Raw genomic sequence first — 13497 nt, 5'->3', positions numbered from 1 at the left:
CCACAGGACCGGTTCGGCTCAGGCCCACGTCCCGCGGCGCCCATTGGCCGTCGCCATGACCTCGTAGATCAGCTTCATCATCGACGGGCGGGTACGGCGGCTGAGCTTTTGGAATCTCTGGTAATCCTCGATCATCGCCCGGAAACCGCGCTCGCTTACTCGATACGCCTCTAGGACGCGATCAAGTTCTGACGAGTCCCAGGGATCGTCTCTCGCTGCCGCGCAGAGTGTTTCATAGACCGCAGACATCCAGTCGGTGCCGAAGGGCTCTGTTACCGGGCCCGAGTACTTCTGGCGCCGAAGATCGGATTCCAAGAAGTCCTCGATGGCAACTTCATCCCTATTGTCCAGGTTGACCCCGAGCGTCACCGAAATCCGCTTCATCTCCCTGCGCCAATCCTCGAGGAGATTGGTGTATCCGACGAATACACGTGGTACGTCCCGGGTGCGGGCCTCGGCCAACAGATTGAACTTGAGCCACAACGCGCTCGAAAACTCCGGAGAGGCAGCCGCCTGGGCCGCAACCGACGCAATCACCTCCATGGGATGGCGCACCGCTACCGTCGCCGCTACCTCGAATCCAGACAATCGTGCTGCCTCAAACCACATGTCGGACAGCAGATTTATCCTCGGGTCCTTGATGATCACCACCGGCGCCGACGGCAAGGTCGTCAGATACGCCTGAATCTCGCCGATACACGTGGCCCGCTCGTCAGCGTCGAACGCCTCTTCATCCTGCAGGCGTAGCGTCGTGTCGAATCTGGAGCTACCGTTGCGATGCAGAATTCGCTCGTTGAGCACGATCGCCTTGCGCGGCTCCCAATATCCACGTGGATTGGCCGGATTGGCTCCTGCGAGCGCGGCAGGAAGGGCACCGCCGCATAATGACAGAACACGGGTGATCGCAGAGGTACCCGACCTGGCCATACCCATGACGAACAGAATGACCGGTCGAGGCTGTCCATCCGAGCTCATGAGCCCAACCTCAGGCCCGATGTCGTATTGAGCGGAGAGGCGCCGCGCCGCACCATGAGATCCTCCAGCGATAGACAGCCCGGTTCTGATGGGGACATCCGACCAGAACGAGTTTCGAGGCGTAATTGACTGTCGCACATTGAATCATGCACTCGTGGCACATATGACGACATCCAGATTGATTTCTGTAAGTGGTAACGGCGGTAATAGGGATCGACTTTCCGGCCTCTCAGGCCGATTGCCGCGGTCGACTGGCCACGACCACCGTCGGCCCCAGCCCCCGTCGACTCCGGAATTCGACGGTGATGGCTGGATCGGCATGATGCGCCAGCGCACGCAGCGCCGACGGGCTGTAGGCCCGAAGAGAACTGATGAACCCGTCATGCTGCAGCGGCGAAACACCAACGAGCGGCAGTGCTACCGCCAAGAGCGCGATATGCAAAGGCACCGGCGGCCTGGGTAAATCGACAATCAGCAGCTTCCGTGCCGCCCTGGTCCCGGCCGCGAACACCCGGGCGGCAAGCTCAGGCGGCAGATGGTGCAGCGACAACGCGAATACCGCGAGGTCGTAATGCCCTTCCGGGGAATCGATTTCGGTGGCATCCATTTCTCGAACCGTTGCGCGCGGGTGGCTGCCAATTTCACTGGCTGCAGCGGCTGCCACAAAGCTGGGATCGATATCGGTCACCGTCACCTGGGCAGTGGCATGCATTTCCAACAGCTTGTGTGACAACCCCCCGAGACCTGCGCCCAGTTCGAGGATCTTCGGGCAGTCCACATCGGACACCTCGCGCAGTGCCATCCGCGCACATTTCTCGTGGATTCCGATGCGTCGCCGCCGCCCGGCACGGTCGAGTGAATGCATGACCTTGCGCTTGAGATCGTCGACGTCGTCACGGTCCAGATACTCCAGCCGACTGGTCTGCAATCGCCGGTCTAGCCAGGAAGCGTCCGGGCCTCCCCGAGGCATCCTGGAAATATCGCGGGCACTGTTCTCCACGTAGAACATCATGGATCACCGCGGCACTGCCCGGTGTATCTGTCGCGAAATCAAATGCGGTGCAGGGCAGAAAAAGTGCAATATTTATCCAGTAATAGCGCCGCACGCCGCGGCAAAGATTTGGGGCCGCCCGTCAGTCAGATTGCAGGCCGTCATCATGGATCAGATTTTGCCACAACATCTCCATGGAGCGGCTAGGCTCCGGACCTATTCGGTTCATGTGAGTTCGGCCGAGCAGCCGACAGAAATGCTTTGCAACTGGGCCATGCGTATCTCCAAATCCATTGCCGCTCACAGTGTGAAACAGTCGACGCATGGTCGATAGCGAAGGAGTCTGATCGGTGCCAGGGCAGATGCGTCGTATGCGCGAATCCTTGAGCAGCTGGCGCGGATCCAAAAACTCTGCACAGCTGGACAATCGGCTCGCGTTGGCGGATGAGGCGCTACTGGCCGAACATCATGCCGCCGGTATGAATGTGATCATTCAAGTTACCTGGCTGTACGGGCACACGATCGATCTCGACGCGTTGCAGCGTTTTCGCCACAGCCTGGGGCAGGGCTTGCTGGGCCGTCGTATCGAACGCCCGGCACTGCCGATCGCCCGGCATCGCTGGGTGGTGGACCCCGGACCACCCGAGATCGACATCGCGCAGCACTCCCGTCCGCGTTCGGAATTCAGCGACTGGGTAGATGAACGCTCACAGCTGCGCATCGACCCGGAATCGGGGCCCGGCTGGCATCTCGGTGTCCTTCCTCTGGACGACGGTATGACTGCCATCAGCTTGGTGCTGTCCCACAACCTGATCGACGGCCTTGGCCTCGCACTGGTCATAGTCGAAGCGGTCCTGGGCAGGACGCGTGACCTCGGATACCCGGTACCGTTGTCTCGCAAGCGACTGCGCGCGCTGGGGCAGGACGCGCGGCAGACGGCGCGGGACGTACCCCACGTCGCGCGAGCGCTTGTCGCAGCGGTGAAGCTGGGCCGAAAGCAGGCCCGCGACAAGGGCGCGTCGGGCCGGGTGCCGGCACCGCCACCAACAACCCCGGGTACGGATGTCCCCGATGACGTTGTACTGGTACCGGCCATCACCATTTATGTCGGATTGGATGATTGGGATGCTCGTGCGGACGCCCTCGCCGGCGCGAGTCACACACTCGCCGCTGCCTTCGCTGCTCGATTCGGCGAGCGTATCGGGCGGCGAAGCGCCGATAACGGGACGGTCACCCTGCAGATTCCCATCAGCGACCGTACGGAGGACGACACCCGTGCGATGGCGCTGTCTTATGCCCGCGTCAGCATCGATCCGACCTCGCTCACCACAGACCTGCGCGATGTTCGGGCCGCCATCAAGCAGACCCTGAAGACCTTGAAGGAGACGCCGGACGAGACGAAGCAGCTCCTATGGCTGCCGTCGTTTGCGCCGGAGCGGACGCTGAAGCGGATGGTCTCCAGGATGCCCGCTGACCCCGACCAATCCGTATTTTGTTCTTACCTTGGTGATCTCCACACGCTGATCGGCTGGCCCGCCGGTACCCTCGCCGACTTCCAGAACGCACGTGCGACCGGACAACACGAGAGACGCCGGTTGCTCGAGCGGACCGGGGGCCGAGTGTTCATTCTGTCCGGCCGCCTGAACGGCAAGATCTTCATCAGTGTCGGCGCCTACCAACCGGGCGCAACAAATACCAAAAAGACGTTGCGCGAACTGGCCGAACTGACACTGTCCGACTTCGGCCTGACCGGCGAGATCCACTGACCAATCCGTCCGTCCCCCTGTTGTTGGGCACCAAAGCATCTGATGCCCAACAACAGTCAGAAGTTGTGGCAGGTCCTGTAGGCCTGTTCCATCACGCCAAGATACGGCTGGAACGCTGGAGCATTGGCCACGTCTTGGGCGGTCTGCGCCCGCTTGTCCGGGCCGGCAGCAAGGAACTCGCGTAGGCCGCGCTGCAGTATCGGCGATTGAGAGAACGCCTTACCGAATTGCGGGTCCTGCGCATTGAGGGCGGCGACCACCTGCGGATAGCTGCACGTTGTGTTGATGGCCGAATCCAAATCGGGGTCCGCGGCGCCGATCCCGGCACCGGCGGTCAGCGACAGAGCCAGTCCCCCCAGCCCGACGGACAGTCCGGTTAGCGACAGACGAAACATGTACGTACTTCCCTTCTTATCAATATTTTTCGGGTAATTCGGTCCTCGTGACAAGTCAGGCATCTTGCAGCACCATCGGCCGGGCATCCGGCAGCTCCCGTGGTGTTCCGGTGGGGCGCCGGATTATCCGTTGCGGCCACCAGAACCACCGCCCCAGTAACGCCGCGATCGCCGGTGTCATGAACGCGCGCACCACCAACGTGTCGAACAACAAGCCGATACCGATGGTGGAACCCACCTGTCCGATCACGCGGAGGTCGCTGACCACCATGGACAACATGGTGAACGCAAACACCAGACCCGCAGACGTGACCACCTTGCCGGTCCCACCCATGGCCCGAATGATGCCCGTGTTGATCCCCGCGCCTATCTCTTCCTTCATCCGTGACACCAACAGCAGGTTGTAGTCAGATCCCACCGCCAACAAGATGATCACCGACATGGCAAGTACCAGCCAGTGCAATTCGACACCGAGGATGTTCTGCCAGATCAGCACCGAGAGGCCGAAGGCCGCACCCAGGGAAAGCGCCACCGTCCCAACGATAACCAGCGCCGCAACGAAGCTTCGCGTCATGATCAGCATGATGCCGAAGATCAGGCACAGCGCCGCAACGCCGGCGATCAACAGGTCGTACGCGGAACCATCCCGTAGGTCCTTGAATGTCGCCGCGGTCCCCGCGAGATGAATCTTGGCGTTCTCCAGCGGCGTCACCTTGAGCGCTTCCTCGGCGGCCGAACGTACGGCGTCCACCCGCGAGAGGCTCTCCGGTGTCCCCGGGTCGCCGCGATAGGTAAGGATCAACCGGACTGCCTTTCCATCCGGTGAAAAGAACAGAGACATCGCACGTTTGAAGTCCTCGTTCTCGAACACCTCTGGAGGCAGATAGAACGAGTCGTCATTTTGGGCGCCGTCGTAGATCCTTCCCATCTCACTGGCATTGGCTGCCGTCTGGTCGATGAGGGAAAAGATCCCCGACATGGTGCTGTGCATCGTCAACATCATGGCGCGCATCGACTTCATGGTCGAGATCATCGGAGGGAACAGCGCGATCAGCTCTCGCTGGTACCCGTTCATTTCCTCCACGCGTTCGAGGATCCGATGAGTTCGCTCGCTGAGCAGGTCGGTGCCGTCAAGCGCCTGAAAGACGGATCTGACCGCGAAGCAGACCGGGATGGTCTCGCAGTGTTTCTCCCAGTACAGGTAGTTCCGCAGTGGCTTGAAGAAATCGTCGAAATTGGCGATGTAATCGCGCAGGCGATCAACGGTCGCTGTCAGCTCCCGATTCATGACAACGGTCTCGTTGGTGATATCGGATATGTTGCTCATCAACTCATAGGTGTGCTGCATCTGGTTGATCATCTTCGTCATGTCTTCGGCCTGCTTCAGCATGTCGTCCACGCGTTCTTTTCCGAACGGCAGGATTTGCAGCATGCCGGCACTTTGCAAGCTGATTTGGAACGGGATGGACGTCCGCTCTATCGGGCTACCCTCTGGCCGGGTAATGCTCTGCACCATGGAGATACCCGGCACGGCGAAGAGGCCTTTGGCCAACTTGTGCAGAACCACGAAGTCTGCCGGATTGCGCATGTCGTGGTCTGCCTCGAGAACCATGACGTCGGGGGTCATTCGCGACTCGGGGAAGTGCCGCTGCGCCGCCGCGTACCCCACGTTGGCGGGAATGTCCTGGGGCACATACAGTCTGTCGTCATAGCTGGTCTGGTAACCCGGAAGTGCCAGCAGCCCAATCAGTCCGACCGCGCACGCCGCGGCCAGGATAGGAGCCGGCCATCGCACAATCGCCGTGCCGACCCACCGCCACCGCCGGACCAGGATCTTTCGTTTGGGCTCAAACAATCCGAAACGACTGCCCACGGCGATCACTGCCGGGACCAACGTGACTGCGACGGCAACCGCCACTGCCATGCCGACCGCAGCAGGCACACCCATCGTCTGGAAGTAGGGCAGGCGGGTAAAACTGAGGCAGAAGATCGCTCCGGCAATGGTCAGCCCGGAGGCCACGACGACCTTCGCCACACTGCCATAGGTGGTGTAGAAGGCGGTCTCGCGGTCTTCACCGGATTGGCGCGCTTCCTGATATCGCCCGGTGAAGAATATGCCGTAGTCCGTTCCGACTGCGATGCCGAGCGATACCAACAGATTGACCGAGAAGGTCGAAAGTCCAATGACCCCATGATCACCCAAAAGTGCGACGATGCCTCGGGCCGCCTGCACCTGTATTCCTACCATGATCAGCAGCAGAATCACCGTGACGACCGAGCGGTACACAAAGAGCAACATCGTGAAGATGACCACGAGCGTGACAACGGTGATCTTGATGATCGATGAGTTGCCGGCATCGTTCATGTCCGTCACCAACGGCGCCGGACCCGTGACGTAGGCTTTGACGCCAAGCGGGGGCGATACCCGGTCCACAATGCCGCGGACTGCTTCCACGGATTTGTTCGCCAGGGCTTGGCCTTGATTGCCCGAGAGATTGAGTTGGACATACACACTCTTACCGTCGGAGCTCTGCACACCTGTCGCGGTGAGAGGATCGCCCCAATAATCTTGGACGTGCTGCACATGCGTCGTGTCAGCCCTCAGTTGACGAATCAAATTGTCGTAGTACGCGTGCGCATCGTCACCGAGGGGTTGCTCGCCTTCCAAGACGACCATCGCCACGCTGTCGGAATTGGATTCCCCGAATACCTCACCCATCCGCTGCATCGCCCGAAACGATGGCGCCGCTTGGGGAACCAGGGACACCGAGCTTTCCCTCCCGACGTGCTCCAGAGAAGGAACAGCGAATGTCACGAGGGCGATGACCGCCAGCCAGCCAAGAATGATCGGCACCGACAGCCGGCGGATCAACCCGGCGAGCAGCGGCGGATGGTCGACCATCCGATGGATACTCATGTGGCCCTTACCCAAAGGCAGACAAAGACATTCATCGCTACTAGCGCTCTTCCTTCTGGAAAAGGAAGCTCACCAACGGGCGAGGCCCGGCCGGGGCCCGGAATGTCCTGACGGGACGCTGAAGCACCCGTTGCGGCCACCAGAACCACCGCCCCAGTAACGCCGCGATCGCCGGTGTCATGAACGCGCGCACCACCAACGTGTCGAACAACAAGCCGATACCAATGGTGGAACCCAGCTGCCCGATGGTAACGAGGTCGCTGACCACCATGGACAACATGGTGAACGCAAACACCAGACCCGCCGAGGTGACCACCTTGCCGGTCCCACCCATGGCCCGAATGATGCCCGTGTTGATCCCGGCGCCCAGCTCTTCCTTCATCCGTGACACCAACAGCAGGTTGTAGTCAGATCCCACGGCCAACAAGATGATCACCGACATCGCGAGCACGACCCAGTTCAGTGGAATGCCCAGAATACTTTGCCAGATCAGCACCGAGAGGCCGAAGGCCGCACCCAGCGAAAGCGCCACTGTGCCAACGATAACCAGCGCCGCAACGAAGCTTCGCGTCATGATCAGCATGATGCCGAAGATCAGGCACAGCGCCGCGGTCGCTGCGATCAAGAGATCGTATTTGGAGCCGTCGACGATGTCTTTCACAGATGCCGCGGTACCGGTCATATAGATCTTGGCATTGCGAAGGGGGGTGCCCTTGAGCGCTTCCGCAGCCGCCGTCTCTATCGGCTGAACCAGCGACATGCCCTCGCGCGTGGCGGGATCGCCCCGCTGCGAGATGAGTAGCCGGGCCGCCTTCCCGTCCGGAGACATGAAGATATTCATCATGCGTTTGAAGTCTTCGTTCTCGAATACCTCTGGAGGCAGATAGAACGAGTCGTCGTTCTGGGCGGCGTCAAAGGCCTTTCCCATGGCAGTCGAGTTGTTCGTCGTCTGCTCCATTTGATCGAAGATCCCGGACATGGTGCTGTGCATGGACAGCATCATTTTCCGCGTAGATTCCATCGTCTCGATCATCACCGGAAACTGCTCGGCCATTTGCGGCAGGAGTTGATCCAGCTTGTCAAGGTTGGCGACCAGATCGCTCAGCTTGTCGGAGACCTCATCGACGCCATCGAGCGTGTCGAAAACCGAACGGATGGCCTGACATACCGGAATGTCGTAACAGTGCTTTTCCCAATAGAGGTAGTTGCGAATCGGCCTGATGAAGTCATCGAAGTCCATGACGTGATCACGCAGATCATTCATGATGTCTTCGAGCTCATGTGTGGTCGTGACCATGTCGTGGGTCGTACCGACCATCTGCTCGGTCAACGCCTGCATGCGCTTCATGATGGCTATCGTCTTCAGCATGTCGTCGGCCTGAACCAGTAGGTCGTCCATACGATTCCGCTGAAACGGCATCAGATGCGATTGGCTCGCGCTGCTCATACTGAGCATGTACGGAATGGTGGTGTGCTTAAGCGGTTCACCTCCGGGCCGCGTGACCGCCTGGACCCGTGAAACGCCGGGGACAGCCTGAACTCCTCGAGTCAGTTTGTTCAGCACCAGAAAATCCACGGGATTGCGCATATCGTGATCGGCTTCGACCAGAAGAATGTCGGGCGCCATCATCAATGATTGCGGGAAATGTCTTGCAGCGGCCGCATATCCGACGTTGGCGGGGATGTCTTGAGGGATGTACTTCTGGTCGTTGTAGCTCGGCTGGTAGACCGGCAGCGTCAACAGTCCGACTAGCGCCACTGCGCATGTAGCGACGAGGATCGGTGCCGGCCAACGCACGATCGCGGTGCCGATCTGTCGCCATCGGCGAACCATGACCTTCCGTTTGGGCTCGAACAACCCGAAACGACTGCCCACGGCGATCACTGCCGGGACCAGCGTGATGGCGACGGCCACCGCGACGACCATACCCACGGCAGTGGCGACACCCAGAGTTTGATAGACGGGTAGCCGCGTGAAGTGCAAGCAGAGAACGGCTCCGGCAATGGTCAGACCCGAACCCAACACCACCTTGGCCACGCTGCGAAAGGTGGTGTAAAAAGCGGTTTCTCGGTCCTCGCCGGCCTGACGCGCCTCCTGGTACCGCCCGGTGAAGAATATGCCGTAGTCCGTTCCGGCAGCGATAGCAAGCGCTACAAGCAGATTGACGACGAATGTGGTGATACCGATAACCCCGAGGTTGCCCAGGAAAGCCACGAATCCACGGGCCACCGTCAGCTCGATGCCCACAACCACCAGCATGAGGATGACGGAAACGAGCGATCGGTAGACCAAGAGCAGCATGGTGAAGATCACCGCGAGGCTCAGCCCGGTGACCAGCAGGACGGTCCTATTGCCCGCGGGCCCCAGATCCGCGGCGAAGGCCGCCGGGCCTGTGACGTAGGCCTTCACTCCCGGCGGGGCCTGTGTTTTGTCGACGATGCCGCGAACCGCCTCCACGGATTGGTTCGCCGAAGCTCCGTGTCGGGGATCGGTAAGGGCCACTTGCACATACGTGGCCTTGCCGTCGAGGCTTTGCGCAGCGGCCTGCGTCATCTGATCGCCCCAGAAGTCCTGCACATGCTGCACGTGGGCCGTATCGGCTTTCAGCCGGCGGATCAAGTCGTCGTAGTACCGGTGCGTGTCGTCTTTGAGGGGTTGCTGCCCCTCCACCACAATCATCGCCACGACACTGGAATTTGACTCGTCGAACAGCTTGCCCATCCGCTGCGTAGCCTGAAACGAGGGCGCCGCATCGGGGTTCATTGCCACCGCGTGGTCCTTCTCGACCTGCTCGAGTGAGGGAACGCTGATGCTCAAGATGACAGCGATCGCCAACCAGCCCAGGATGATGGGCACCGACAGGCGGCGGATCATCCGCGCCACGAACGGCGGGCGGCTGAGCGCCGGCAATGGCTCCGTGGGGGGTTCGCTGTGGGCGCTCATGCGGCCTTCAGCATGCAGAAGGTCAAAGCGCTTACGCCGTAGCGGATCTTCTCGTCTTTGACCTTGTCACCCACGAGGATGCGGCATCCGATGCTGTCGGTGTCACCCTGTGCGGTGATGTTTCCCATCGCGGTGGCCTCGGTGATCGGGAACTCCACAGACCAGGGAAGCGCGGCTGACCTGATGACCTGTGGTTCGGCATCTGCGTCGAAATAACTGATCGTCGCGACCGTGCCCGGAGGGCCGAACACCTCATAGATGAGGTACTTGGGGTCATGAGGCCGCTTCTCTTCACGCTCGGCGGTGGCGTATTCGGGGCGACGCTCATTGCCGAAGACACCATGCAACCGCGAGACGGTGAATCCGCCTGCAACTCCCACCACCACGAGCACCAACGGAATCCACACACGCTTCAAGAGCCTGAAAATCTCGAGTTCCTCCGACTGTCTTCCGTGCTCGGCAGCACGTCAGCTGCGCAAACATGTATCTCCAGATCGGATGTGAACACGACGGATAACCGAACTTCGAATGCGGGGCACCCAGGCTCGGTCGTATGCGAAGCACCGCCAACGTGCGGCACGCCTCGTCGCGCGCGACCCGATTACCGACGAGTAAACCACGTCGATGCGCCATGTACGACACAATCGGCAATCTTGGTCCGCCCCGGTCTGGCAACGCCGAATGCCTTGATATCAACCAAATTTGGGAATGGAATACTCGTTCAGAAATAGCTCTTGGTGCCTCATGCCCCCTGCAGCGGGCTACTCCTCAGTCCCCACCGAATCCGGATCCATCTCCGGCTGAACCCACCGGAAGCCGTACTTGCTGCGGTCCATAAACCGGCGTTCGTAGATCCCGGCAATCTGCTTGCCCTCCACTTCACCGGTGAGCACCAGCCGATCCGGGCCGGGCTGACCGATGTGAAGAACCTGTTGCGGTGCATTGGATTTACGCTTACGCAACTCGATCTGGTCACCGTTGATCTCCAACATCCACCGCGAGGTGCGGCCGTCGGGCGTCTGAGCAACGAACGCCTCCACACCGAATTCCTCCACCTTGTTGCGATAGGTGATGGCCACGTTGGACCACGGCGCGGGGTTGACCTGGTTCACAGTTGCCTGACGTCCATCAATGGTGAATGATGTTGCACGCCAAACACCGTCGAGACTCGAGGTCGGCGTCTTGTACGTCGAGTACACAAGCACACTCAGAGACGCGGCCTGCGCCGTCAAGGCTGCCGCCAGACCGAACTTGAGTACGATGCCCGTCTTCAGTAACCATCGCCGGTCGGAACCAAGAGCCGGCCACAGCCGCACCGGTTGTGTGCCGCTGCGATTGAGGACAACCCGCACGAGGTTGGGCCATAGCGGAGCGGTGACAGCCACTGCGATCAAGAACAGTTCTCCCGAGACCTGTTTGACCGGAACGTCGTAGGTCATGTTGAGCAGGAAAACCTGAGCCATGGCGAAGACGGATCCCAGGGCGCCCAGCACCCAGGTGCGATTCCACAACAACAGCAACCCGGCCACCAGTTCCACGAGCCCGGTGGCTATCGAATACGGCTCCGAGGCGCCCATGAAGCCCCACAACGTCTTGAATAAGCTTGTGTCACCGACTAATTGCAGCTGTTGATCGGGCAGGGCCATGTACCCCATCTGCGTAGGAATCGCCTTGGCCATTCCGTAGATGATCATCGACAGGGCCAGACCGTACCGAGCGAATACCCATAGCGAGGCCGCCAGACGCCGGTAGTTCCGCCGACGACGGTCCAGCGCCGTCCATATCGCGGTGATCACCAGCGCGATGACAATCCAACCAAGGTGGTAGCACCACAACCACACCAGGTCGCCTCCGGACGACGGGGTGAGTTCGATACCGCGTCCGCGGGTGAGCAAGCTTCCGATCTGCGCTGTCAGCCATAGAACCGGCTCGAACAGATCGAACAACCCGAGGTTGTCGTACACCGACAGCAGCAGGATCCCGCCACCGATCGTCAGCAGCAGCCGAAATCCGAGCTTCTGCAGCCAGGTCCATCGCACCGGGGTCTGCGCGCCATCATCCTCGGAGGTGCCGGAATGCTCGGGCGCAATGGTTGCCATGCTCGCGAGCCTAGCCGCCGCGCGGGCGAATCCGCCTCCGGGAAAACCCTGAGTCACATCCTGATTCGCGGGTTACCTATCCCCTAGGGCATCTCGCATCCAGCGCAGGACACTGGGCATCGCCCAACCGGCGGCGATCAGATGTTCGCCGGGTACAGGCAGGTAATCCACCGTCGCACCGTCTGCGCGCCAGCTCTCGACCAACTCGGTGACGCCCTCTTCAGGGATGAACTGATCACCCATGAACCGGTGCCGCGAACCGTGATAGAGCAAGGTCGGCATGCTCGGTGCCGTCGCACCCGGCTTGTTCGCGGCGATCACACTCCGCGCGATGTCCGAGTCGAAAGGTGCCGGGATGGCGGCCAAGACGTCGAGGTTGATCCGCGCCACCCCGGCCGCCGCCAGTGCCGGTTGCGGCAGATCCTTGATAAGAGTCGACATGTAGAACGCGAAATCCCCGAAAAGTTCGATCATGCTGGGGTATTCGCGCGCCTGTCCGATAATGGCCGCGGCGAAGAGCCCAGAACCTAAGGCGCCGTTCATAGTCCGGTACAGCAGGGCGTAGTCCGTTGGTGTCCCACCCGCGACGGCCCCATTGAATCTCAGCTCCGGCGCGTAAGTCGGTTGCTCCTGCGCCGCCCACACCGTAGCGATGGCACCGCCGCTGTACCCGTCCATCACCATCGGTGACTCAACGAGATCGCCTCGTATTCTTCGCATTCCGCGTACCGAGTCCAGCACCGCGTGGGCGGCCATGACGCCCGCCGAGTATGCCATCCGTGGACCCTCATGGTCGGGTACGAGGACGGCATAGTTTCGGGCCAGTAGCAGCGGCATCAACGGCGGCACGTCGATGTACATGCCGCGTTCCAACCGGTAGGAAGGCGCAGCCTTGAGACCCAGCGAGTTGATCGGCTGATTGCGTACCACCACAGGCCGCGCACCCGGGCCCCGCCATGGGCGGTTGGGCTCGATCAGCGTGGCCGTCACGGGAACGGCACTACCCGCAGTATCGGTCGAGCGCACCATGAATCGTCGGATGGTGACCCCCGGGAACGCCACACGCGGCCGCATGTATTGCTGGCGGACAACGTCTCCATTCACCCGGCCTTCGAGATCGCCGGGGTCGGCGTAGAAGCCACGGCCCAGGATCGGGGTCGGCAGGATGGCGGCATACCGGTCAGCACGCTGCTCATCGGTCAACCTACGCGCGGCCCACATGTTCAGCCGCCGCAGCACCGCGGGGCTACGCAGTGCGGCAGCCGAGCCGGCAATCCCGGCCACCATAGTCCCCGCACCCGTGAGTGCCGCTCCCGCCAGAACAGTGCCGGGCCTCTTTGCCATGGCCGAAAGCCTAACCGTTAACCACGCGGTGCTCCCCGGTCAGCGTCGGCCGCTTGGCGACGAGAT

9 protein-coding genes are annotated in these 13497 nt (G+C 61.1%); 1 reads left to right on the top strand and 8 read right to left on the bottom strand.

Annotation, left to right across the window (positions count from 1 at the left end):
• Positions 1-18: 18 nt before the first annotated feature.
• Positions 19-975: a sulfotransferase family protein gene (locus B4393_RS07685; protein WP_078333623.1), complete on the bottom strand. Its 957-nt coding sequence runs from the start codon at positions 973-975 to the stop codon at positions 19-21.
• A 229-nt stretch (positions 976-1204) separates the two neighbouring features.
• On the bottom strand, positions 1205-1984 hold the full coding sequence (locus tag B4393_RS07680) for a class I SAM-dependent methyltransferase (protein ID WP_078333962.1): 780 nt from the start codon (positions 1982-1984) through the stop codon (positions 1205-1207).
• A 332-nt stretch (positions 1985-2316) separates the two neighbouring features.
• On the opposite strand from B4393_RS07680, the gene B4393_RS07675 reads away from it, so the two are divergent.
• The gene (locus B4393_RS07675) at positions 2317-3732 is read left to right on the top strand and encodes a condensation domain-containing protein (RefSeq protein ID WP_078333622.1); all 1416 of its coding nucleotides are present in this window, start codon (positions 2317-2319) and stop codon (positions 3730-3732) included.
• Between the two features lie 56 nt (positions 3733-3788).
• On the opposite strand, the gene B4393_RS07670 is transcribed toward B4393_RS07675, so the two are convergent.
• The 6 genes from B4393_RS07670 to B4393_RS07645 all read right to left on the bottom strand — a co-directional run bounded on the left by B4393_RS07670 (position 3789) and on the right by B4393_RS07645 (position 13431).
• Positions 3789-4127: a hemophore-related protein gene (locus B4393_RS07670; protein WP_078333621.1), complete on the bottom strand. Its 339-nt coding sequence runs from the start codon at positions 4125-4127 to the stop codon at positions 3789-3791.
• A gap of 55 nt (positions 4128-4182) precedes the next feature.
• The gene (locus B4393_RS07665) at positions 4183-7044 is read right to left on the bottom strand and encodes an MMPL/RND family transporter (protein WP_078333620.1); all 2862 of its coding nucleotides are present in this window, start codon (positions 7042-7044) and stop codon (positions 4183-4185) included.
• A gap of 40 nt (positions 7045-7084) precedes the next feature.
• Positions 7085-9988: an MMPL/RND family transporter gene (locus B4393_RS07660; protein WP_109558192.1), complete on the bottom strand. Its 2904-nt coding sequence runs from the start codon at positions 9986-9988 to the stop codon at positions 7085-7087.
• Positions 9985-10395 carry an MmpS family transport accessory protein gene (locus tag B4393_RS07655; RefSeq protein ID WP_078280950.1) on the bottom strand — a complete coding sequence of 137 codons (411 nt, stop codon included), beginning with the start codon at positions 10393-10395 and terminating at the stop codon, positions 9985-9987. Before B4393_RS07655 ends, B4393_RS07660 begins: the two co-directional genes overlap by 4 nt.
• Positions 10396-10749: 354 nt before the next feature.
• Positions 10750-12087, bottom strand: coding sequence for a hypothetical protein (locus B4393_RS07650; protein WP_078333619.1), 1338 nt, complete (start codon positions 12085-12087; stop codon positions 10750-10752).
• Between the two features lie 72 nt (positions 12088-12159).
• Positions 12160-13431, bottom strand: a complete 1272-nt coding sequence (locus B4393_RS07645; protein WP_078333618.1) for a lipase family protein — start codon at positions 13429-13431, stop codon at positions 12160-12162.
• Between the last annotated feature and the right edge of the window lie 66 nt (positions 13432-13497).

The sequence above is a fragment of the Mycobacteroides franklinii genome, assembly GCF_002013895.1.
Classification (GTDB): Bacteria; Actinomycetota; Actinomycetes; order Mycobacteriales; family Mycobacteriaceae; genus Mycobacterium; species Mycobacterium franklinii.
This window is presented reverse-complemented; position numbering and strand designations above follow the sequence as displayed.